The sequence below is a fragment of the Leptothoe sp. LEGE 181152 genome, from assembly GCF_032906605.1.
GTDB classification, from domain to species: Bacteria; Cyanobacteriota; Cyanobacteriia; order Phormidesmidales; family Phormidesmidaceae; genus Leptothoe; species Leptothoe turfae.
Map to the genome: position 1 here is coordinate 59832 of NZ_JASATU010000036.1, position 23767 is coordinate 83598.

At 49.6% G+C, this 23767-nt stretch carries 22 protein-coding genes; 14 read left to right on the plus strand and 8 right to left on the minus strand.

All coding sequences use genetic code 11. From position 1 onward, the window contains the following. Window positions 1-2: 2 nt before the first annotated feature. On the minus strand, window positions 3-4181 hold the full coding sequence (locus tag QGP82_RS20095) for an NB-ARC domain-containing protein (RefSeq protein WP_499060783.1): 4179 nt from the start codon (window positions 4179-4181) through the stop codon (window positions 3-5). An 86-nt stretch (window positions 4182-4267) separates the two neighbouring features. Here QGP82_RS20095 and QGP82_RS20100 point away from each other — a divergent pair, with 86 nt between their 5' ends. Next, entirely contained in the window at window positions 4268-4618 is a 351-nt protein-coding gene (locus QGP82_RS20100) for a CU044_2847 family protein (RefSeq protein WP_163671152.1), read from the plus strand. Between the two features lie 169 nt (window positions 4619-4787). Here QGP82_RS20100 and QGP82_RS20105 read toward each other — a convergent pair whose 3' ends face one another. Further along, entirely contained in the window at window positions 4788-5171 is a 384-nt protein-coding gene (locus tag QGP82_RS20105) for an endonuclease domain-containing protein (protein ID WP_499060784.1), read from the minus strand. 339 nt (window positions 5172-5510) lie between these two features. On the opposite strand from QGP82_RS20105, the gene QGP82_RS20110 reads away from it, so the two are divergent. The 5 genes from QGP82_RS20110 to hetR all read left to right on the plus strand — a co-directional run bounded on the left by QGP82_RS20110 (window position 5511) and on the right by hetR (window position 10400). Beyond that, entirely contained in the window at window positions 5511-6083 is a 573-nt protein-coding gene (locus QGP82_RS20110) for a YdcF family protein (protein ID WP_499060796.1), read from the plus strand. Between the two features lie 56 nt (window positions 6084-6139). Then, a complete protein-coding gene (locus QGP82_RS20115) occupies window positions 6140-6889 on the plus strand; it encodes a DUF533 domain-containing protein (protein ID WP_163671149.1) in 750 nt (249 codons plus the stop codon). Between the two features lie 23 nt (window positions 6890-6912). Next, entirely contained in the window at window positions 6913-8697 is a 1785-nt protein-coding gene (locus QGP82_RS20120; protein ID WP_499060785.1) for an FAD-dependent oxidoreductase, read from the plus strand. Window positions 8698-8832: 135 nt separating this feature from the next. Beyond that, the gene (locus QGP82_RS20125; protein WP_499060786.1) at window positions 8833-9231 is read left to right on the plus strand and encodes a hypothetical protein; all 399 of its coding nucleotides are present in this window, start codon (window positions 8833-8835) and stop codon (window positions 9229-9231) included. A gap of 263 nt (window positions 9232-9494) precedes the next feature. Next, window positions 9495-10400, plus strand: coding sequence for a heterocyst differentiation master regulator HetR (hetR, locus tag QGP82_RS20130; RefSeq protein ID WP_036020477.1), 906 nt, complete (start codon window positions 9495-9497; stop codon window positions 10398-10400). A gap of 168 nt (window positions 10401-10568) precedes the next feature. Here the strand turns inward: hetR and QGP82_RS20135 are convergent, their stop codons facing one another. From QGP82_RS20135 to csaB, 3 genes are all read right to left on the minus strand, one after another. Then, entirely contained in the window at window positions 10569-10796 is a 228-nt protein-coding gene (locus tag QGP82_RS20135) for a hypothetical protein (protein ID WP_163661409.1), read from the minus strand. Between the two features lie 224 nt (window positions 10797-11020). Next, entirely contained in the window at window positions 11021-12373 is a 1353-nt protein-coding gene (locus tag QGP82_RS20140; protein WP_163661411.1) for a hypothetical protein, read from the minus strand. A gap of 183 nt (window positions 12374-12556) precedes the next feature. Next, complete coding sequence (gene csaB, locus QGP82_RS20145; protein WP_499060787.1) at window positions 12557-13633, minus strand: polysaccharide pyruvyl transferase CsaB; 1077 nt, start codon at window positions 13631-13633, stop codon at window positions 12557-12559. 184 nt (window positions 13634-13817) lie between these two features. Between csaB and QGP82_RS20150 the strand changes: the two genes are divergently transcribed. Genes QGP82_RS20150 through QGP82_RS20165 form a run of 4 tightly spaced genes read left to right on the plus strand, consistent with a single transcriptional unit; the run spans window position 13818 to window position 16595 of the window. Continuing rightward, window positions 13818-14114, plus strand: coding sequence for a DUF2499 domain-containing protein (locus tag QGP82_RS20150; protein WP_163661414.1), 297 nt, complete (start codon window positions 13818-13820; stop codon window positions 14112-14114). After that, a complete protein-coding gene (locus tag QGP82_RS20155) occupies window positions 14107-14403 on the plus strand; it encodes a DUF3593 domain-containing protein (RefSeq protein WP_163661416.1) in 297 nt (98 codons plus the stop codon). Before QGP82_RS20150 ends, QGP82_RS20155 begins: the two co-directional genes overlap by 8 nt. A 44-nt stretch (window positions 14404-14447) precedes the next feature. Beyond that, a complete protein-coding gene (locus tag QGP82_RS20160) occupies window positions 14448-15125 on the plus strand; it encodes a Uma2 family endonuclease (RefSeq protein ID WP_163661418.1) in 678 nt (225 codons plus the stop codon). Between the two features lie 24 nt (window positions 15126-15149). Continuing rightward, window positions 15150-16595, plus strand: coding sequence for a protein adenylyltransferase SelO (locus QGP82_RS20165; protein ID WP_163696215.1), 1446 nt, complete (start codon window positions 15150-15152; stop codon window positions 16593-16595). A gap of 53 nt (window positions 16596-16648) precedes the next feature. On the opposite strand, the gene hpsJ-B is transcribed toward QGP82_RS20165, so the two are convergent. Together hpsJ-B and deoC are read right to left on the minus strand one after the other, a co-directional pair. Next, window positions 16649-17431, minus strand: a complete 783-nt coding sequence (gene hpsJ-B, locus QGP82_RS20170; protein ID WP_163661422.1) for a hormogonium polysaccharide biosynthesis protein HpsJ — start codon at window positions 17429-17431, stop codon at window positions 16649-16651. 143 nt (window positions 17432-17574) lie between these two features. Further along, on the minus strand, window positions 17575-18255 hold the full coding sequence (deoC, locus tag QGP82_RS20175; RefSeq protein ID WP_499060788.1) for a deoxyribose-phosphate aldolase: 681 nt from the start codon (window positions 18253-18255) through the stop codon (window positions 17575-17577). A gap of 359 nt (window positions 18256-18614) precedes the next feature. Between deoC and QGP82_RS20180 the strand changes: the two genes are divergently transcribed. The 4 genes from QGP82_RS20180 to QGP82_RS20195 all read left to right on the plus strand — a co-directional run bounded on the left by QGP82_RS20180 (window position 18615) and on the right by QGP82_RS20195 (window position 22114). Beyond that, window positions 18615-19559 carry a glycosyltransferase family 2 protein gene (locus QGP82_RS20180; RefSeq protein WP_163661426.1) on the plus strand — a complete coding sequence of 315 codons (945 nt, stop codon included), beginning with the start codon at window positions 18615-18617 and terminating at the stop codon, window positions 19557-19559. A gap of 142 nt (window positions 19560-19701) precedes the next feature. Further along, window positions 19702-20643, plus strand: a complete 942-nt coding sequence (locus QGP82_RS20185; protein WP_163661428.1) for a glycosyltransferase family 2 protein — start codon at window positions 19702-19704, stop codon at window positions 20641-20643. Beyond that, window positions 20643-21299, plus strand: coding sequence for a hormogonium polysaccharide biosynthesis acetyltransferase HpsU (hpsU, locus tag QGP82_RS20190; protein WP_250564744.1), 657 nt, complete (start codon window positions 20643-20645; stop codon window positions 21297-21299). The genes QGP82_RS20185 and hpsU overlap by 1 nt, the downstream gene beginning before the upstream one ends. Window positions 21300-21346: 47 nt before the next feature. Continuing rightward, on the plus strand, window positions 21347-22114 hold the full coding sequence (locus QGP82_RS20195) for a TspO-related membrane protein (RefSeq protein ID WP_163661430.1): 768 nt from the start codon (window positions 21347-21349) through the stop codon (window positions 22112-22114). On the opposite strand, the gene ilvA is transcribed toward QGP82_RS20195, so the two are convergent. Continuing rightward, complete coding sequence (gene ilvA / locus QGP82_RS20200) at window positions 22093-23604, minus strand: threonine ammonia-lyase, biosynthetic (protein WP_163661432.1); 1512 nt, start codon at window positions 23602-23604, stop codon at window positions 22093-22095. The genes QGP82_RS20195 and ilvA overlap by 22 nt on opposite strands. Window positions 23605-23767 lie beyond the last annotated feature (163 nt).

Sequence of the window (23767 nt, forward strand, 5' to 3'; positions counted from 1 at the left end):
CGTCACGGCCATTGAGCGCAGACATCTCGGACAGCTTGCAAGATATCTGAAAAGGCTTGCTCATCGCCTAGCTCTAAAATGATGGGGCAAATGTCGGGTAGTTCTTCAAGCAAATTTTTGCGGTTTTGATAGGCTAATACCTCCAGCATGACAGTCCAGTCAGCAAAGGTAATGGTTAGCTTCATCAGGTAGGGTAATAAGCCTCGAAGAGCCCGGGATCGAAAATAGGGGTCTTGAATTTGCCACATCATTTCCAAAGCTTTAGCTAATAATGCTTCTGGCAAATATTTAGCCAAATTACTCAACGCCACTGCTCGCGAAGATTCATCTTTGAGCTCTATAGCTATTGACAAAGCTTCTGGCAATAATTCTGGCGTCAACTGCTTAGACATCCCTTGGATCCCATACACTCGTTCAGATTCATCGGCAATCTCTCGCGTTACAGCTAGCGCTTCCGGCAATAGCTCCGGCAACTGCTTCGATAGCTCACTTAACGCAGACGCTCGTTCAGATTCACTGGTAATTTCTCGCGTTACAGCTAACGCTTCCGGCAATAGCTCCGGCAACTGCTTCGATAGCTCACTTAACGCAGACGCTCGTTCAGATTCACTGGTAATTTCTCGCGTTACAGCTAGCGCTTCCGACAATAGCTCTGGGAAATGCTTCGACAACTCACTAAGTATAGATGCTCGAGAAGATCCATTAACAATCTCTCGCGTTATAGCTAACGCTTCCGGCAATAGCTCCGGCGGCAAGTGCTTCGATAGCTCACGCAGAACATGCGCACGAAAAAAATCAAAGGTGATCTCTCGCGTCACAGCTAACGCTTCCGGCAATAGCTCTGGAAACTGATTCGACAGCTTATGTAACACAGATACTCGAGAATATTCATCGGCGATCTCTCGCGTTACAGCTAACGCTTCCGGCAATAGCTCCGGCAACTGCTTCGACAGCTTATGCAACACAGATGCTCGAGAATATTCATCGGCGATCTCTCGCGTTACAGCTAACGCTTCCGACAATAGCTCCGGCGGCAACTGTTTCGACAGCTCACGTAGCATAGAAATTCGAGAAGATTCAATAGTAATCTCTCGCGTTACAGCTATCGCCTCTGGTAATAGCTCTGGCAATTGCTTCGATAACTTACTCAGAGCAGATGCTCGAGGAGATTCATTGGCAATTTCTCGCGTTACAGCTAACACTTCTGGTAATAGCTCTGGTGGCAACTGTTTCGATAGCTCACACAGTATAGACGCTCGTTCAGATTCATCAGCAATCTCCCGAGTTACAGCTATCACTTCCGGTAATAGCTCCGGTGGCAATTGCTTCGACAGTTCACGCAGTGCAGACACTCGTTCAGATTCGTCAGCAATCTCCCGAGTTACAGCTATCACCTCCGGTAATAGCTTTGGCTGCTGCTTCGACAGCTCACGCAACGCATTCGCACGATAATATGAAGAGGCAATCTCCCGAGTTGCAGCTACCGCTTCCGGTAATAGCTTTGACAGTTGCTTTGACAATGTAACCAGAGCAAGAGCCTGATCATCTGTATTTTCAATTTGACGGGCAATCACCAAAGCTTCTGAAAGATAATCTGCTGGTAGCTTGTCAAGAATCTTCTGCAATGCATAGGCTCGATAGGAAAATCCTTGAGTGCTATCACGGTGATCTCCATAACGATCCTGTATTTGACCAATAGCTACCAAAACATCTGACCACAGCTGTGGAAATTTCTCTGCCAGTTTCCCCAAAACATAGGACCGGTAAGCTGCCTCCTTAATTTGTCCCACGGTCTTCTGCACCTCTGGCAGCAAAGACTCTGGCATATGAGGCACAATTTTTGAAATACAAACCGCCCGCTGCCAGGGGTTCTGCGCCTGCTGCGCATAGGCCAGTCCCTGAGCCGGAGACCAAACTTCTTTCTCCACTAGCGCCCCCACCAACTCCGCAGGCACATTACTCGCCATACTATTTATCGAAGTCCGCATCAACGCATAGCGAAACAACAGCACCAGTGTTTCCCCTGGTTCATTCTTATAATTCTTCTTCGCCAGCTCCCACGCCCGTGCAACATCATTTACAAACCCTGCAGGCTTCCCAATCCCATCACAGGCCTCATACCAACCATTCCGCCCATCCGCATTACTCGCCTGCAACAACCCATGAATCTCCTGTACCTGCTTCGCCTGCTCCATATGCCAGGTAAGCCGGTCAAAAATATACCCATCATCCGTCAGCGTATGCCACTGCCCCCGCTCCGTCTTCGCCCGGTACCGCCCCAAAAACTCACTATGGGCTTCCGCTTTCGTCATCCCCAACCCTGGCAGGTCCCCTTCCTGCAGAGGCTGTGGTGCACTCACCAACAACCGCTGCGCCAAATCATGCATCAAATCATGCATCCGAAATGTGCGCCGCGCCTCAGGTCCTGCCTGCTTCGCCCCCAGCAACAACAATGCCTTTGAGCTAAACGTCCGCAATATCGACCCCGCCTGCCGCTTCGACACCTGCCAAAGCATCACCGCCATCTCCTGGGTCAGACTCACATCCTCCGGCACAATTCCCAGCCACGCAAACTGCCGCAACTGCTCCGCCGACAGCTGCTTCAAACTCAAGTTAAAACAAGCTGTCAGACTATACTTCCGCCGCTTCGCATCATCGGGGATATCCTCTCGACCATAAAGATCCAACGCCTCCAGACGCACCACCTCATCCTGAAAGTCTTCAAACAGTTCAGTCCAGGTCACACCTTCCTCAATCTGCGACGCTGCCAGCTCCAGCGCCAATGGCAAATATCCCACCCGCGCCGCAAAATCCAACGCCTGCTGCCGATCCTCTGCGCTCAGCTCCTCTTTGAGCTTTTGCGTCATTAGCTCCAGAGCCTGCTCCGGAGTCATCACATTCAGACTGTACTTATGCGCCTCCGGAATCTTCGCCTGCCGTGTCGTCACCAGCACACAACAACCATTGCCACCTACCCGAAACGGCTCCAAATGCGCCGGATTCCAAACATCATCCACCACCAGCAGCGCTTTTTTGTCATACAACAACGTCCGTAAATGGTTCGACGCGGCTTCTACCGCCGTGGGCTTATAGTCATGGTCCCCCAGAGCCTGTATCCACCCACTCAACAACGGCAAAATATCCGGGTTCTGGCCTAACGTGGACCACAAAATCCCATCCGCAAAGCGAGCCTGCACCTCATCATCATGGGCCAGCTTCGATGCCAGCACCGACTTACCAATGCCACCGAGACCATAGATGGCACTAACAACCAATGTGCCAAATGTTTTCTTGTCGTCACATAGCAGTTGTTCTTTTACCTTGTCCTGGTGCTCTGGTCGCTCTACAAAATGCTCCGGTAACGGCGGCATCTGTAACGGGATACCCCAGTTACGACGAGATTTTTTCTCGGTGTCAGCAACAGATCCATAAATCTCCTCACCATTCTGTTGTCTACCCTGAAACCACACAATCGGCAAGGCCCTACCCTTACCAAAACGTCTCGGCTCCTGGCGGCTATTTTTTAGCACATCATCCAGATGGGCAAATACCGTATCCCCAGAAATATACCCCTTATTATTCACCTTTTCAGGCACCAACACATCCAATACCGCACCTGTAAAAACGCTATGGTCTTCCCGCCTCTTTGCCCAGGCGCTTTCATGGCCACGACAGGATGTAATCAGATAATAATCTTGCTCAGAATTTAAACCGGCAAAACTATGCTCAACCAGCTCTGACTCAATCAACTCACCACTGTGGCAAGCATCGATAAACATCACCAGACTGCTTAGATCCGAATCGCAAATCAGATCATTCAGGTCAGAAAACGAAATTGCTTTTGTCTGTCGTTTCGGTTGGTTCTTCTCAATAGTGACCGTGCAGTCAGACGTGGCCAGATAGCCTTTTGTACCCCCTAGCCCACCTTTAACGGCCAGACCATGGCCAGTGAAATAGATAAATGCCTCATTTCTAGCTGCATCTTGCTGAATCAGCTGAGTTAGTGCGTCTTCTAGCTCTTCAGCGGTTACATGCCCTGAAAGCACTGTAACCCGTTCACATTGCCCATGGTCTCTAAGAAGTTGTGCTATAGCTTCTGCATCACCAATCGGTTTACTTAAATTTTTGAGGTAGTTGCTTTTGTAATCAGAAATTCCAACAACGAGGGCGTAACGGGCCATGGGCTTAAGACTTTCCAGGAAAACACGGAGTTTAGGACGCCGGCACCCTTAACATAACCGATGTTTTCAGCACACCCTAAAAACCGATGACTGATGTGAATCGCCTCGTCTTGGAAGATGAATCTGGCACTGCCTACACCATGTATTTTGAAGCCGATGACGCTATAGATACGCCGTCACAGACCAGCGATGATGACGAATACGAAGCCATGGGCGTTAGCACTGAGGTTCAGGCGAAGCTCGCAGACATCCATGGCACGCTGAAGAGCTATGCCAATTATGCCCTTGGTGCATTCAAAGGGGTGGCTGGCGCTGAGGTGGAGGAAATTACGCTGAAATTTGGCATTAAGATTGCCGGGTCGACGGGGTTACCGGTTTTGGCGCAGGGCTCGGCAGAGGGCAGTTTTGAAATCGAGGTGAGGTGTAAGCCGAAGTGATGGAAGTGGATGTTTGGAACGGAGGATTGAGCCCTCACCCTAAATCCCTCTCCCCGGGGAGAGGGACTTTGAGAACGGAGATAGGTTTGACCCCGGTAAATCTTGCTAACCCCCTTCTCCCTCGGGGAAAAGGGGCTGGGGGATGAGGGCCAATCCCTAGGCCACAAATTCACCCCGGCAAACATCGCCCAATCTCCTCCAATACCCCCTCGATATCATCAAATACCCGTCTATTCTCGAACCGTAACACCTTCAACCCGCAAGCCTGCATCCATGCATCGCGTTCTGCATCCTTTTCTGGCTGTCGTTTATGAACTAGGCCATCCAACTCGATCACCAGCTTTGCCTCATGGCAATAGAAGTCAGCAATAAAGCGACCGATATTGTGCTGACGTCGAAATTTAAAACCGTGTAATCGACGCGATCGCAAACATTCCCATAAAATACATTCTGCCGTAGTCTGCCGCAGCCGCAGCTCACGTGCACGCTGTAGCAATATTTCAGGAATCCGACGGTTACGGCCTGATAAAAGAGAAAGGTCTAGATCAGTCATGGGGCTAACATGCCCGGGGCCTCACCCTAAATCCCTCTCCCCGAGGAGGGGATTTTGAGAACGGAGATGCATTTTACCCAGGTAAATCTTGCTAAACCCCTATCTCCCCTTCTCCCTGGGGAGAAGGGGCCGGGGGATGAGGGCTGATTTTCTCCCCGAGGGAGAAGGGGCTGGGGATGAGGGCAACCCATTGTTAAAACAAGCGCACATTTTCCCAAACGGGCATGGTAGCCTCCTTTAGAATGAGGAATTATCAGTTATCATCACCTACTTATCGATAGTTCAGCCTTACTATTTCAGCTCGTCCACCCCTTTTTGAGGAACCCATCAGTGCCTAAAATGCGTCGCAAAAATCGTCGCTTAACTCTGGCGTCCTTGCTGCTCTTAGCAACAGGACTCTGGCTTGGTCAATGGCACATACGCGGTCGCCTATCGTCACCAACGGTTGCGCTGGTCTTAGGGGGGGACACTCATCGGGAAGAGTTTGCGGCTGAATTCGCCAATGATCATCCTGACATAGACGTATGGATTTCATCGGGGGCCAATCCTGAATACGCCACTTGGGTATTTCAAGAATCTCAGGTATCCCTAGAAAGGCTGCATTTGGACTATCGAGCCGTGGATACGGTGACTAACTTTACGACGTTAGTTGATGATTTTGAACGGCTGGGAATCAAAAGCGTTTATTTAATTACATCGGACTACCACATGCGACGGGCAAATACCATCGCCACCATCGTGTTAGGTAGTCGCGGCATTCATTACAAGCCTTTACCCGTAGCTTCTGAACGTCCACCAGAGCCATTGCTCCGCAGCTTTCGTGATGGAGGTCGCTCAATTCTATGGGTATTTACTGGTAAAACTGGATCGGAGTTGGCTCAGCTGTCGTCCAAGTTGCCCGCTCTTCCGTAGCTGTTGGGGCAGGGTTGCTCTCCCCGGCAGACATTTGATGTTTTTCGAGGCTGGCTATGTCTTCTACATTGAAGGATTCTCTCTACACTGAAGAACAGATTAAAGCCTGGTTGCGAGGGCTGTTGGCGATTGCCTGGGCCGATGGTGAGTTTGATGCTCAAGAGCAAGAGCTGATCCACACTATGATGGATGAGGATTTTGCCCCAGGTCTGGATTTTGAAACCTTTGAGCCCATTACACCAGCAGATCTAGCAACTGTCCTCAAGCCAAATCCAGGCGCTGCGGAAAACTTTTTGCGAATGGCGGTGATGGTTGCGATCGCAGACGGCATCTACTCCGCCGCCGAAGATAAAGTCCTTATGGAGTTCTGCCAGGCCCTCAATCTCGATACAGCCATCCTACAGACCCTGCAATCAACCCTCTACAACCTGCGTCAGATCAAGGAAGAGGTTCAACCTGGCACCAGTCTGATCAAAGATAAAAAAGATAAAGCCACCCCCGTCGCCGCTGCTGCCAGTCCCCTACAGCCCCCCACTCCCAAAACCGGCCCTGATCCGCTTAAGCCTATGCGCGAGTGGCTGGACCAGCTAGAAGTCCAAGACCCGCGTCTGGCCCGCTTTGTCTGCAAAATGATCCCATCCCAGTGCCCCTTTGAGCGCGATGTCACCCTATTTGGCAAAAAGGTGGTACACATTCCGCCCATGTGTAAGCTCAACCCACTTTACGAACAGCTAGTGGGGCTAAGATTTCGGGCCCTGTCTCATCTAGCCGATGACCTGGGCGAGGATGTCACACCTTATTTGTAGAAGAACTTAAAACTCAGGGTGTGATGGAAAATCTTAAAACTGAAGTCCTCGTAGTCGGCGGCGGCACGGGCGGTACTGCGGCGGCCATCCAAGCGGCCCGGTTAGGTGCACAGGTATTGTTAGTGAGCGAATGGCCCTGGTTGGGCGGCATGCTCACCGCTGCTGGAGTCACCGCACCCGATGGCAATGAGCTAGCCGCATTTCAAACGGGTCTGTGGGGAGCGTTTCTGAGAGAGCTGGAACAACGTCAACCAGGGGGCTTACACAATGGCTGGGTGAGCTTCTTCACCTATGAACCAGCGGTGGGCGCGAGCATTTTTGCCGACTGGGTAGCCGCTCTGCCCAATTTGACCTGGCGTTGGGGCCACCACCCTCGAGAAGTATTGCGGTCAGGCAACCGGGTCACTGGAGTGGTATTTGACCCGTTTTCCGTAGAAGCCCAAATCACAATCGATGGCACTGAGCTGGGAGATTTACTGGCCTTGGGAAACATCCCCTATCGTTGGGGGTGGGAATCGCAGGAGCAGTGGCAGGAACCTAGTGCACCTAACTCTCTCACCGATCCTGCTGATCCATTGTTTCCTGCCATTCAGCAATACCCGGTGCAAGCCCCCACCTGGGTCGTCGTAATGCAGGACTACGGCACAGGTGAAACCGCGCCACTGATTCCCTCAACTGGCTCCCAAGCCTCGTTTGTCGGGGCCTGGGAGGGCTATGGTCCAGAGCAGTTTCTCAACTATGGGCGGCTGCCAGGCAATCGCTTTATGATCAACTGGCCCCAGCAGGGAAATGACTACGGTGTGGGCCTGGAGCGCCTGATTGAGCCAGAGACGACGCGTTATGACTATTGGCAGGAGGCCAAGAACCACAGCCAGGAGTTTGCTCGTTTTATTCAGGCTCAACTAGGGCAACGCTATGGTTTAGCCGAGCATGTCTTCCCTGAGCTGGAAGGCACCCCCGGCGGCGGTGGGTTTGCCCTTTATCCTTACTACCGTGAGAGTCGGCGACTGGTGGGGCTAACGACCGTGAGCGAGCGAGATATTTTGCCAGTGCCGGGTAGTCAGGTGGCTCCGTTGCCAGTGAATGAAGAGGGTGTGGTGGATGCGATCGCAATCGGCAACTATCCCAACGACCACCATTATCCTGGCTTCAAGATGCCCCTTGCCCCCAAAGCTATTGGTTGGGGAGGCCGCTGGACAGGAACACCCTTTACTATTCCTTACCGAGCCCTGGTGCCAGCTACTGTTGATGGGCTCTTAGCGTGCGACAAAAACATTTCCGTCACTCATATTGCCAACGGAGCCACCCGTCTCCAGCCCATTGTCTTAGGCATAGGACAAGCTGCTGGGGCAGCTGCCGCCCTATGCATCCAGCATCCATGCCAACCCAGGGAACTGCCCGTAAAGCACCTACAGTACACTCTGCTACGGGACCCTCAAGCCCCTGCCATGCTTATCCCCTGCTTTGACCTATTGCCTCAAGACGAACATTGGCTCAATCAACAAACAACATTTCTAGATACCCCAACGGCATATCCCGCAAGTGGCTTTACAGACTCTTCAAGAACATCGAGCCAGAATTTCACGTCTGGTAACCATATTTTCTACGGCCATTATCAACGGGGTAAAGACCATAGTCATCAGCTGCTTAGGGATACTGAAACCATTAGCCTTGTCGCTATCTCTCCCCAAGCAGCAATGCAACTAATGCAGGTCACTGCTGGCAGCAACGTTAAGGTTTTCGGCATTCATAATCTGGGTGGTGCCTGGATTTTAGTCAAAGCTATCCAATCAGTGGACGATGTGTAACACACAGTACTAAAAATCGGTGTTACCACCCACACTTTTTTCACGTAGTTTTTCCTGAGTTATTTGTCAATTCCATGTAATCAGAAAGTAGCAATACTACTCATTTTCTGACCCATGAGAATTTCTCTATCGGTAATGTCAGTTGCTACTACCATCAGCCTTTGCAGCTTACTAGGACTATCTATTACTTCTAGCTCGCAGTTAGTTGACCGTGGCAGTGGACGAATCACAACAGCTCAAGCTGACCGTGGCAGTGGACGAATCACAAATACCCAAGTTGACCGTGGCAGTGGACGAATCACAAATACCCAAGCTGACCGTGGCAGTGGCCGGATCACGATTGCCCAAGCTGACCGTGGCAGCGGTCGGATCACGATTGCCCAAGCTGACCGTGGCAGTGGTCGGATCACAAATACTCAAGTTGACCGTGGCAGTGGCCGAGTTACAACCGACCAATCTTATCGCGGTAGCGGTCGTATTATGAACGAAACCATTGACCAAGCGTACCGTGGCAGTGGTCGTTTAGTTGCTTAGAGGATAGTTTTATGGCCCCTAACCAACTTTTTCAGCAAAAGGCCACACAAAACACTATAGATATTAATCAGAAAAAGTTTTACGCTAACCGTTACGAGCTAGTGAGGAAATTAGCTATCAATGTTGAAGTTCCTCTGTCTGATTAAACAAATCAAGAATTATTGGTGCTTCTTTAAGGTAGCCTAGTTCCACTACGTAGATTTCCATTCGCTATATCAGCGTGTGTCTATCCCTAAGCGTCCATGACCAATGTTCAATCACCGATGACTGCTGATGCAGATCTGATTAAACGCCTGGAACCCAGTGCCATTGATCAGATCATGATGTACTTGGCATTCAGTGCTATGCGTACTGGCGGTCATCGCCACGGTGCGTTCCTAGATGCGGCAGCGACCGCAGCCAAGTGTGCAATCTACACGACTTATATAGAGCAGGGCCAAAACCTGCGCATGACGGGGCATTTACACCATATTGAACCCAAACGTGTTAAAGCCATCGTAGAAGAAGTACGGCAGGCTTTAAGCGAAGGTAAATTGTTAAAGATGTTGGGTGCTCAAGAACCCCGCTATTTAATTCAATTTCCCTACGTCTGGCTCGAAAAATATCCCTGGGAACCAGGGCGCTCTAGGCTAGTAGGCACTAACCTAACATCAGAAGAAAAAGCCCAAATCGAGCAAAAGCTGCCGTCCAATCTACCAGAGGCGCAACTCATAACCTCATTTCAGTTTGCTGAGCTAATTGAGTTTCTCCATGCTCGTTCTCAAGAATCTGTTCCCAATGGTCGACAGCTGCCGCTGAGTGAAGCCTTAGCAGAACATATCCGCCGTCGCTTACTTTACTCTGGTACGGTCACTCGCATTGATTCTCCATGGGGTATGCCCTTTTATGCATTAGCTCGGGCGTCGTATATTCCGACAGATGATGCTGAAAGAACTTACACCATGATTGAGGATACAGCCCGTTATTTTCGCATCATGCGAGAATGGGTTGCCCGTAAAGATGGCACCATGAGGGTCTTGGAGTCTCTTGATATCCCCGCAGAGAATCGTCAACAGGCCCTTGATGAATTGGATTTACTCTTACGAAAATGGGCTGACAAGTATCACCAAACCGGTGGTGAGCCTATGGTTTTACAAATGGCCGTAGGTGTAGGCGACATTGATGGCTAGTTCAGCCAAAGCTGTCTGTAGCTTCTATTTGGATTCATATTAGCAACGGCATCAGCGAGGGAGGCAATTCCAGCTGATGCCGTTATTATTACGTCTATCACTGCCTAGGACTACTGTCTAAGCATTTTGACTCATCCCACAACAATCTTCTCAACTTAAATACTCTTCTCAAAGAGTATTCCAAGCTTGGGTCAGGATGTCTCCCAGCAGATGGCGACTTTTTCTATCTAACAAGGCATCGTCAGCCATTAGTTCAGTAATAACATCATCCAGGCTTTGACCTTGAGAGCGAGCAGTCTCAATCACATGGATAATCGCAGTGGCTATATGCGCTTCGCTCACAGACTTATCTGGAGAAGAGCTTTCTAAAACAGTTTTTAAAGATGACGGGCTCATATTTTATTAATAGGTAAGATGCAAACTCTACCCGATGGGCTCAGGCAAATCGCAGGAATATTTATCAACTAATACCGACAGATCAGTTCAGACGCACCTGCGAACTAGCATTTGCAAGGAATAGCTACCTGTTCCTCACACATATTGACCAGAAGTTAACAAAGTCTAACCTAAGTTGACCAAGAAAAAGTTTTTAATTTTGGGAATTGCGGTTAAATTTTCCCTTAAGCTTGCGCTGTAGGAGGTTGTTTTTTTAGACGAGGAAAGTTTGGTAGATCAATCGCAGATAAGGACGTAATTCGTTTCTGGGGCTTCAATGGATTGACTAAAGGTGATGGAGTACCCTGGGCAGACATTACAGGCAGATAAGTATCAGTCAATCCCCCTGTACGCGAAGCTTGTACACGAGCCAGGATTTCACTGGCCTGCGGAGATAACTGGGAGGAAATTGTTGTAGCATCCCCTAAGTTATCTGCCATAACAGAGTCGTTAGTTTCCTGAGGCTCTTTAGCCCAAGGAGAGGGTTCAGTAAACTGAGAGGGTTCAGTAAACTGAGGAGACTCTTCAGTTTCCATGGGAAGGGTTTGTCCCTCAGCTGCTGGGGCAACTTCATCGGGACCCATTACTCTGGCTAAGTCATGCCACAGCTGATCTTCGGCCTCAGTTGCTAATCTGGTTTCAACCCTCTGAGCATCTAACATGATCTCAGGGGTCTGAACGGTAACCTGAGGTCTGCCTTGCGCTCCCCGAATCAAGGACTCAAGCTGAGGATCTAACTTGCCATGGCCTAATGTAGACTCCCAAGGGCGAATTTCGTCTGCTTTGGGCATGGCCAGGTTTGATACATCAAGCGGTGCGACAGAACTATTGGATGCCTCTGTAGACATACTCAAACACTTTTCAAGGGCGGCTTTGAATTGCAGTGTGTAGCGCTGCTGCCTCTGGAGCCGCGCTCTCAAATCTCGACAGTTTGTATTGGCCTGCAATAATTCCTGAGACTGCTCAGTATTTTGCCTAAGTAGGGTGTTATGCTCGGCTTCTAACTGGGCTGTCCGCTCTCGATAGGCAGCCAACTCTGTCTGTAGGGTTTCGTTTAGCATCTGGTGATGCTGCAATGACTGGTTGCTTTGTTCTAGTTCAGTGACTAATTGTACAATTTCACGATCACCCACACGGTTTACGTCAGGGGCACGATCAATCTCAGCCTGGAGGGCAGCTTGCGATCGCTCCAGAGATTCTTCTAACTGAGATACCTTAGCCAGCAGTACATCGTTGCACTCATTTAGGTCCCGCACCAAATTAAGCAGTTCGGCCTCACGCTGATGACCAGTCTGCTCAGTAGCGGTTTCAGAAATACTGTTACCTGGGAGTGTGCTAGAAGAATCCATAGCGTTAGTTTGCAAATTAGGGGTAGTCCCTGGAATTTCATCGATAATGACCGTACCTGGGAAATGGACGGTCTGCCAGCTATTGTTATCTGAATTTTCAACAGGTAACTGTGCCCCATGCGACGAAACGTCACGGGGAGTGTTCCCGTTATCAGGAAAACTATCGTTTGATCTGGCGAAATTAAACATTATGTTTCAAAGCGCCGCAATAGCAAAGCGGATAACGATGGCATATTACGCCAATCTCCCCACAGTGTTAACACAGAAAATTTGATTGAGCACAAGTTCCTACCAGGAATTACCAATAAATCAGTACATTCAAGGAATTTCTCAATCGTTAAAATGTATTAAAAAGTTACACGAAAGTACGTTTCATCCTACATGATCAATATCCTCAACAAGGGTTTGCGCCAATAAGGTGCTGTGTATTAAAGCACGATCAACATGGGCACGAACCTGTACATCACTTAAGCCATCACCATTGGCATAATGGTCTAACCACTGCTGAGTCATGGTGTGGGCATGGTCAGGGATGAGTGGCAACGGGTCGTTAGGGGAAAGTCCCCAGCCCGGTAGCGACAGTTCTTGCATAATCTGGGTGACCTTAGGGTCATAGCTAATGGCAAAACAGCGACAGCCCTCGGCAACGGCCATAACAACACCGTGAAACCGCATGGCAATGGCCATTTCAATCCCGCGAAAGACGCCTTTGAGCTGCACCGGATCGGCCACTTGGATAATCTTGTGGGGACCGTTCAGATGTTGGGCAATATGGGTTGCGATCGCACCATCCTTAACCGGTTGAAAGGGCAATAACACAACACAGGTTTGGGTTGCTGCCTGAAAGTCTGCAATGGCTTTTGTTAAATTTGTCAGTCGTTCCGGTGTCAGCTGAGCATGGCCCCGCAGCACAACAGCAATTCGAGGTGCAGGTAAATCCGCAAATCCTGCTAAGGGGCTAGACTTGAGTGCCCAGACAGGATCTGGGGCTAGCTGACAGTTAATTCTCCAATCGGCCAGCAGTTGGGCAGAAGCACTGTCTCGCACACTAATCCCATCACAATTCTTCAGAGCCCAGCGGGTAATCCATTGACTGCTACGTCGCTTTAAAGGCCCCATTCCCTGGCCCCAAGCAATGGTACGCAGCCCCAGCCACTGCGCCAGTATCATCAAACCACCGTAGTACAGCGGATTGATAGCACTGGTGGCATCCTGCATTAAACTGCCCCCGCCCCAAATAAATGCCTGAGAACTTTTTAGAGCCGACCACACCGCCGACAACGATTTTCTTGGCACCGCTTCAACACCATAGCGTTGAGCCGTTTCCTGGGGATTACCGGAGAGAACAATGGGGGTGACAGACGGCGGCAATAGCTGTAGCAACGTTGCTAACAGCGCCTCATCGCCGCCATTGCCCATGCCATAGTAGCCACACAACACTGCCCGCATGCACGCTGTTCCCTTAACTGTCTGCCGAATCTACTTTAGACTAGAGCTCGTGGTTATCCCAGGGCACCCACAAGGCGATGCCCAGACAGGTAGGCAATAGCCCACCTTCATTAACCATTTTGACCTGGAGCAATTAAAAGGGAATGCCCCTTATCGTTGCCCCTACCATTGACGTTCTAGATTTATGCACGCCCTCTCGATTCCTACCTGGATGGTTCATATCTCCAGCGTGATTGAATGGATCGCCGCCATTTATTTTGTCTGGCAGTTTGCTGATATCACCGGCTGGCTCGCATGGAAATGGTTATCCTTCGGCATGCTACCGGCCTTGGTCAGCGCCATGTGTGCCTGTACCTGGCATTTTTTCGATAATTCTCCCTCTCTAAGCTGGTTGGTAATTTTACAGGCCTCTATGACCATGGTAGGTAACTGTACCGCCTGTGCTGCTGCCTGGTATATCTGGAGACAAGCCCGTGTCTAAAGAAACCTTGTTCGCGATGTCCCTATTTCCTTATCTAGGGTTTCTTTATTTTTTAACCAGGTCAAGGCAGACACCCAAGTTGGCATTAACTGGGTTCTACGTGCTGCTCATTTTCGTAGCAGTGACTATTCCAGCAGGCATCTATGCTCAGAAAGCTTACGGTCTAGAGCTTGCCAATGTGGACTGGCTCCACGGCAGTGCTGAGATTTTCCTCACACTCTCTAACATTTTTGTAGTGCTAGGCTTTAGAAACGCAGTACAGAAACTAAAAGCAAAGAAAGCTAATTGAGGTTTCTGCTAGAGATCCCAGCAACTGTGGCGTAGGTAATAACAATGTCTGCTGTTTTAACTGCCAAAAATAAGTCTAGTCTTGCAGAATGGTACCAGGCCCAGTGGGGTGACTATGTCCGCTATCGAGATAGCTTGTCCCCTGATCAGTACCGTTTATTTTTTCATCAAGGCTATCTACTCATCACCGAAATGGGCTGGGAAGGCATCACCCACGCTACAATTTGCGACTTATTCACTATCATTCTGGGTTTCTGGTTCAGTATCCATCCTGAACAAATAGCTAGTTCACTGGGTCGATGTCTTATCGAAAAAGATAAAGACACGGCTGGTGCACCTGATTTAGTCCTATACCTTGGTGATGACTATCCACGTTGGGAATCTGGTCAACCTCGCAGAATTGACTTACATCAATGGCGTGCCCCCGATTTGGTGGGCGAAATTTCAGACACGACTTTAGCGAGTGATTTAGATGAAAAGAAGCAGCTTTATGCCGCGCTTGGTATTCCTGAATATTGGGTAATCGATGTGCGAGGCATCCGTGTTTTTGCGTTTGCACTACAGTCTGATGGTAAATATCAGCTGACTGACACCTCCCAGGCATTAAAGGATTTACCCATAGCCCTTTTAGAACAGACCATTGCCAAGCTAGAAAACAACAGCAACATTACTGCCGCACAATGGTTTAACCAGCAAGTCTTAGCTTTAAGAGATACTAAATAAAGCCTACTTTTTGATCCCTTCTCTGTGACCGAGAATCCTTTTCTAAATTTGACCTATGAGCCTGCCTTAGAGGCCTTAGGCGATGACTATTATGACGTTGTTGTAGCAGCCAGCTTTCCTCAACACATTCTGCGGTTTCGCAATGATGACCTCTTACCAAGGTTGAACCTAGAGCCAGATAACGTCAGTGACTTCGACTTTATCGAAGCATTCGGGCAGTTTCAACAACGCTCACCGTTGATGGCCCTGCGCTACCACGGCTATCAGTTTGGTGACTACAACGTCGCGCTGGGTGATGGCCGTGGCTTCCTTTATGGCCAAGTGAGAGGTACCGATAAAGTACTCTATGACTTTGGCACTAAAGGTTCCGGCACCACACCTTACTCTCGCAATGGAGATGGGCGATTAACCCTCAAGGGTGGCGTTCGAGAAATCTTAGCCTCTGAGGCTCTACATGGGCTTGGAGTCAACACATCTCGATGTTTTAGCTTGGTGGAAACCGGTGAAAGCCTATGGCGCGGGGATGAACCATCACCAACTCGGTCATCAGTCATGGTGCGCTTCAGCAAATCTCACATTCGGTTTGGCACCTTTGAGCGGCTGCACTATCTGGGACGTGCTGACCTAATGTCTCCCTTACTCGATCATGTGATTGAGGTCTACTACGCCCATTTGCTGGGTATACAGGATCCACAGGAGCGCTATGGGCAGTTTTATGCCGAACTCGTGCAACGAGTGGCCCAGTTGGCAGCCCAGTGGATGTCGGTGGGCTTTTGCCATGCTGTACTCAATACCGACAACATGTCGATCACTGGGGAAAGCTTTGACTACGGTCCCTACGCTTTTATGGATGAGTTTAACCCTCGGTTTACAGCGGCCTATTTTGACTACATGGGTCGCTACAGCTATGGCAACCAGCCTCGGGTATGCGAATGGAATCTACGGATGTTGCAGAAGCCTCTGGCACTGATTATGGCTGCCGAAGATTTGGAAACTGGCCTCGCCCGCTATCGCGATCATTATTACGCTGCCTACAAACAGAAAATGCTAACCAAGTTAGGCTTTGGGGAACTGCTACCGGAACTTGGGGATGAACTGCTGCGCTTAACCCTAGAACTGTTAGAAAAAACACAGGTGAGTTATCACGACTTTTTCACGGGGCTAACGGGCCAGTTTTCCCCACAATGGTGTGAAGACCCCGAGCACATTCTACAGACGACGGTTGAAAACTCTGATGATGAAGCAGCCACACTGCTCAAGGCTTGGCGATTTCACTATCACAGTTGCCTGACCACGCTGTCGTCAGAGGAGATTACCCAGATAGGTCAATGCTTACGCCAGCACAATCCAACAACTGTGTTGCTACGACCTGAAATTGAAGCAATTTGGGAACCCATCGTTGCTGAAGATAATTGGCAACCGTTCTACGATCTAGTGGCCAAACTTCAAGACCCGTTTGGTGAAGGTTAATCGTGTAGAACCTTTCCATGGAAGGGTTCTACACGATTCATAATACCGCTGATTTAAATGGCCAGCAGACGTCTGATGCCACTGATGCCAATGCCAGCGTAACCAACAGCTAACAAAATGCTACTTAAGGCGATACGAATACTTGCCTTAGTTGCCTCCGACCGCACCCGCTTAGTCGCTTCTTCGCGACGGGTGCCAATTTCTGTTTCCAGACGCGTACGCAGTTGAGAGGCTTGACCAGAGAGAAACTCATCTAAAGATTCTGGGTTTTCCTCAAACTGACGAATTTGAGCTGCCTGCTCTGCAGTGACATTACCGCTAGCCACCAGCTGATCAATTTGTTCTGGATTATTCAATAAGCTGCTGATGCGATCGCGTTGCTGAGTCACCTCTACATTAAGACGCTGCTCCAACTGATTAGCGGCTTCAGTAGCTTCAGTGGAGACCTGGGTCAGCGCTTCCTGGCTCTGCAACCGCACATTATTCATATGCACCGGTGCCAGGACAGCAAATAGCAAACCTAGGATGCAAGCCAAGAGACAGGTCCAAAAACGCACATCTAGAAACAGGCTGCCACTACCGCGCTTACCACGGACATAGCTATCAATCCAAAAGCCAGTGAATAGTAGGGCAATACCCACTAAAGGAACGATGCCGCGATCAACTAGCTGGGTAGTCGTTGTGATTTGCCAGGTACGGTTCAGTAAATCTGGCGGTAATAGTAGCACCAGAAAATCCACTAAAGCGGCCAAAATGGTAATACCACCCACCAGCTTGAGAGCTAGAGCAGCAATGGGAGATGGCGCATTACTCGTCGATTGAGCAGAGGAAGTCATGTACGATCACGAAGTGCTACATCATAGTTAATAGTGCCCGACATAGTTACCGTTGGGGTAGATTGCCAGAAAAAAATATGCAGTTTTCTTAATTATTTAGCTTTCCTGACGTTCTTAAGTACAACACAAGAAATGCTAAATGCCTAGCCAGCGCCCTGAGATTTCGTGGCCCGCTGCCGCAAAATATCGGGACCGCGCGATGTGCCCAGGCGAGTAGCCCCTGATTCAATCAGCATGAGTGCCTGATCAGGGGTACGAATACCACCAGAGGCTTTGATGCCAACTCGACCACGGCTGACGTCTTTGAGCAAGCGAACGTCTTCTACAGTCGCTCCACCATGCCAGCCAGTACTAGTTTTAAGGAAGCTAACGCCCGCATCCATACAGACATCGGCTGTCGTTCTTTTCTCAGCTTCGTCCAACAGCGCCATTTCCAAAATGGCTTTTACACACTGCCCCGTAGCTTCCACAATCTGGGCTAATTCTGCATGTAGCCGTTCTAGTTGACCCGATTTGACCCAGCCCAGGTTAATCACCACATCCATTTCAGTTGCGCCATTTTCCGTCGCTTCTTGGGCAGCAAACAACTTGCTAGCTGACGTCTCTGCTCCGGTCGGAAAACCAATCACGGTACTCACAGGAATAGAACTCTCATGCAGGTTCTCAACCGCCCGTTGAACATGCACTGGATAGACACAGACACTGGCAAACCCAAAGCGTTGAGCTTCTGCACACCAGTGATCGACATGCTCTAAGGTGGCAGTGGGCACCAATAGGGAATGGTCGATGTAGGGGGCAATATCAATATCAATAGAGGTGTTCATGGCTCAGCAAAAAATGGAAAATCGAGTAAATAGCCGATTAGAGAAGGCTTTATACGTTTGAAGAATAGATAAACAGAACTTGATAGCTGAGACTCAATTACGTAACTTCAGTAAAGTTTAATGAGTACATTCACAATAAAGCGGGAATTTTGATCAGAGCTAGATGGCTCAACTATTATTAAACAAGAGATTCATTAAAGGCTTGCAAGCCTACATTATGGCTCTTTAAAGCCTGTCTGCATCGATTCTCACCATCGATTTGTAATCCAAACAACTGCATAGTTTAAGCGGTAGGCAGTTTGTGCCTGACATAGTCTTACTCCTTATTTCAGTACATTTCCTTTTTATTCAAGATTTTTATGGCTGAGCTATCTATTTCCGCCATTATTTGCACCCATAATCGTGATCAATACTTGGCAGCAGCCATCGATAGTTTGTTGACTCAGACGCTACCTGATATCGAAGTCATCGTAGTGGACAATGCTTCGACCGACACCACAGCAGAAATCGTCCAGATGCGACTGTCGGACCCTCGGTTGCGCTACGTATACGAGCCCACATTGGGACTGTCTACCGCCCGTAATACCGGAGCAAACGCTGCTAACGGGGATATTGTGGCTTACCTTGATGATGATGCGGTTGCCAGTTCTCAGTGGTTAGCATCCCTGCTAGAGGTGTATGAGAAAAATAGTAAGGTTGCGATCGCAGGTGGCAAAGTCACCCTCCTCTGGCCCCCCGACGTGGTTCATCCCCCCGCCTGGCTGTCAGACGATTTAGCCAGTGGCTTAGGGGCCTATGATTTAGGCGATCAGGTACGTTACATCAAAAACCCGAGTCTGACCCCCCGAGGTCTCAACTACTCCCTGCGCAAAACCTTCTTAGATTCCGTTGGTGGCTTTGACGTCAACCTTGGTCGGGTTGGAAAAAATCTGCTTTCCAACGAAGAATTACACATGACTCAGTTAGCGCTTAGAAATGGCTGGGATGTTGTATATGTTCCTGATGCACTGGCTGCTCACAATGTATCCCCCGCTAGACTTAAGCCAGGCTGGTTCCTAAGCCGTAGCTGGTGGCAAGGCATTAGCGAATGCTACCGTGAGCAAGTATCAGGGCGCGCTGGTGTAGCTCAATTACGATGGGGTGGGGAACGCCTTGTGCGCGGTGTTTACAAGACCGTCAAATACGTTAACGACCCAGCACAACGGTTTGAGAATTTGACCTATGCCTATGGTCAGCTGGGCTATTTGGGCAGTGTTTTGCGATACCTAATCAGACCCTACAAACCTGCTAAGTCATCCGCCTAGCTTGGCACCATAATTAGTTAGATGTTAGTTAGATAAAAACCTTACTTCAGGATTTCGATAGCGTAGGTCATACGTAGATTAGGAACTCAATCGCTCAGGTTTTAATCAACCATCTACCGTTCATTTAGATTTCCATTTACCCATGAGTGCTGCCACCAAAATCCCTGTTTCTGTACTGATTCCTGCCAAAAATGAGGAAGCCAATCTACCTGCTTGTTTAGAAAGCGTCGCCCAGGCAGATGAAGTATTTGTGGTGGACTCCCACAGTGACGATCGCTCTGTTGAGATTTCAGAATCCTACGGTGCCCATGTGGTTCAGTTTGATTTCAATGGACGCTGGCCAAAGAAAAAAAATTGGTCCTTAGACCATCTCCCCTTCCGTAACGAGTGGGTACTCATCGTAGACTGCGACGAACGCATCACCCCAGAACTTTGGGCAGAGATGGCAGAGGTGATTACAGAGAACACACTAGATGGCTGCTACCTCAATCGCCGGGTTTACTTTTTGGGTAAATGGATTCGCCACGGTGGTAAATATCCTGACTGGAACATGCGCTTTTTTCGCCATGCTAAAGGTCGCTATGAAAATCTAAACACCGAGGAAATTCAAAATACCGGTGATAACGAAGTGCATGAGCATGTGGTTATTGAAAGTGGCAATGTAGGCTATCTCAAAAACGACATGCTCCACATCGACTTCCGTGATCTGTTCCACTGGTTGGCCCGCCACAACCGTTATTCCAACTGGGAAGCGCGGGTGTATTACAACTTACTCACTGGCATGGGCGACGACGGCACCATTGGGGCCAATCTCTTTGGAGATTCTGTTCAGCGCAAGCGATTTCTCAAGAAAATTTGGGTGCGCTTACCCTTCAAGCCATTTCTACGCTTTGTACTGTTTTACTTTATTCGCCTTGGTTTTCTCGATGGCTATCCCGGCTACATCTATGGCCGGTTGCTCAGCCAATATGAATACCAGATTGGTGTCAAACTCTACGAACTTAGATTTGGTGGCAGCCTGAACATCTCTGAGCAAAAAGAACCCAACGAAAACCCTCAAGCTGCTTTATTAGGTGATGCTTGATGGCTGATGGTATGCCCCAAACCTCCCCCCAGACATCTCATGACCCCCTGTCTGCCCCCTCTAGCCCCCCTGAGCCTGACTTTGGCCCCCCATCCTTGGTGGATTTGAGGCGTTATTATCAGCCGGGCTTCGAAGTGGGTCGTCCGAAGTGGGTCGTCATGGTGTGGTGGCTCGTCCAAGCCGTTGTGTTTCCCCTCACCCTGCACACGGCCCATGGGCCACGGTGTGCCCTACTACGGCTGTTCGGGGCAAAAATTGGCAAAGATGTAGTTATTCGTCCATCCGCTCGATTTACCTATCCCTGGAAAGTGGAAATTGGCGACTATAGCTGGGTGGGGGAAGACGTTACCTTCTATAGCTTGGCTCCTATTCGCCTCGGGCAGCACTGTGTTGTCTCGCAAAAGTCCTATTTGTGCACCGGTAGCCATGACCCTAGCGATCCCTGCTTTGCCTTAATGACGGCTCCCATTGTGATTGAAAATGGAGCCTGGGTAGCGACGGATTGCTTTATCGCACCGGGGGTCAAGATTGGCGCTAATGCCCTGATCGGGGCCCGTAGCAGTGTCTTTAAAGACATGCCGGCCCAACATATTTGTGTCGGATCACCCTGTCGACCTCAAAAAGTACGTGTCATTACGTCTGACGTACCTAGCTAACATTGTTGGGAAACGTCACAATAACTGAGTAATCTGCAGGCAGAAAGATGGGGTTGATTGGAGATAGGACATTAGCGATCGCAACCTGGGTAGCTATCCTTGGCACCCTGGCCGTCAATACCCTATCCAATTTTTTCCCCATTGATGGCAACACCGTTGCCGACCTGGCCAATGGCCCCCTTGGCGGCGTTCTCATTACCCCCGCCAACTATGCCTTTATTATCTGGGGGGTAATTTACGTCGGTCTGATTGCCTATGCCTGGTATCAGTCTCGGCGTAAATATCGAAGTCAATTGTTGATCCAACGCATCAACTACTGTTTGATCACAGCCTGTGTAGCTCAGATGGCCTGGATTTACTTATTTACACTACAGCTCTACTGGCTGTCAGTGGTGGCCATGGTGATTATTTTATCGGCTCTCATTGCCGCCTACAGCGAACTGGAAGAGGGCCAGCACCAGGTCAGTAGTCGCCGTAAACGTTGGGTCAATGGACCGATTAGCATTTACTTAGCCTGGATTTCAGTAGCAACGGTGGTGAATGTAGCATCGGCTCTTTATGCATCCGGCTTACCAGAACTGGGGCTGTCCGGTGCCGTTTGGACAGCCATCATGATTGTGGTGGCTAATTTAATCGCAGTTTTAGCCCTGGTGCAACGGGGAGATCTCCCCTTTACCCTGGTTTTCATCTGGGCAAATGTAGCCATTGCCCAGCGGCATCACACCATTCCCACCATTTGGGTGCCGGCGTTAGTCATGAGCATTGCCCTAGTGGGTCTCTTGGCCTATCGTCGCTATCCCAAAAAGAGCTGGTAGGCAGGGTTATCGTTTTCTTCCCAGTAGCGATAGCCTAGGGTTTCTAGAAACGCCTGCCATTCATTCATTTCTTCCGGTGGCACCTGCATACCGACCACGATGCGGCCATAGTCTGAGCCATTGTTGCGGTAATGGAACAGACTAATATTCCAATTGGGGCTCATGGAGCTGACAAACTTCATCAGAGCACCGGGGCGCTCAGGAAACTCAAACCGGTAAAGGCGTTCGTTTTTGGCCAGGTTAGAGTGCCCACCCACCATATGGCGCAGGTGCATTTTGGTGAGTTCATCATCGGTGAGGTCCAGGGTTTTAAAGCCGTTGGCCTCAAACCGTTCTTTCATGGCAATGGCGTCGTTGCGATCGCAAATCTGCAAACCGACAAAGATATGGGCCTCAGTATTATCAGCAATGCGATAGTTAAATTCCGTTAGATTGCGTTTGCCAATGTGATCGCAAAAGCGTTTTAGACTGCCTGACTGCTCAGGAATGGTGACCGCAAAAATCGCTTCCCGCTGTTCTCCCAACTCTGCCCGTTCAGCCACAAACCGCAGCCGGTCAAAATTCATGTTGGCACCACAGGCCACCGCCACCAGGGTTTCATCTTTAATGCCGGTTTGTTTCACATAGGCCTTAGCCCCTGCAATGGCCAACGCTCCCGCCGGTTCCACAATCGAGCGTGTATCTTCAAACACATCTTTAATGGCAGCACAGGTATCATCAGTGCCCACCCGGATAATGTCATCCACATATTGCTGACAGAGCCAGAAGGTTTCTTCCCCCACCTGGCTAACGGCTACACCATCCGCAAACAGGCCCACTTGGGAAAGCTTAACTCGCTGCCCTAGCTTTAGGGATTGGTACATGGCGTCGGCATCCTTGGGCTCGACGCCGATGATTTTAATTTCCGGTCGCAACCGTTTTACATAGGCCGCAATGCCGGAAATCAGACCGCCACCCCCAATGGCGACAAAAATGGCATGGATGGGCTGCTGGTACTGACGCAAAATTTCCATGCCAATGGTGCCCTGCCCGGCAATCACATCCGGATCATCGAAGGGATGGATAAAGGTCATCCCTTTTTCCGCTTCTAACTGGCGGGCATGGATATAGGCATCGTCAAAGGTCTCACCATGGAGAACAACCTCACCGCCACGGGTTTTAACTGCATCAACCTTCACATCCGGTGTGGTTTCAGGCATGACGATAATGGCACGGGTGCATAGACGTCGAGCCCCCAAGGCCACCCCCTGGGCATGGTTTCCAGCCGAGGCAGCAATCACCCCACGGGCTAGCTTATCCGGTGGCAGCTGGGCCATTTTGTTGTATGCCCCCCGCAATTTAAAGGAAAAGACTGACTGCATGTCTTCTCGCTTGAGCAGTAGCTGATTACTCAGACGCTTAGATAAATTGGGAGCCAGTTCTAGGGCAGTCTCTTGAGCAACGTCATAGACACGGGCATTGAGAATACGTTTGAGATAGTCAGCGTGCATGGGCGGAGGGGAATGGGAGGTGCTTTAGATTACATGTCCTAATGAAAATATACAGCCCCACCTCCCAGTAGATTGGCTCGATTGCCTTGCGAAATTCCTTGGAAACGTCATGAAGCTACCGTTGGGTCTTGTTCTGTAGCAGGGTGCATCTTTTTCTCAGTTC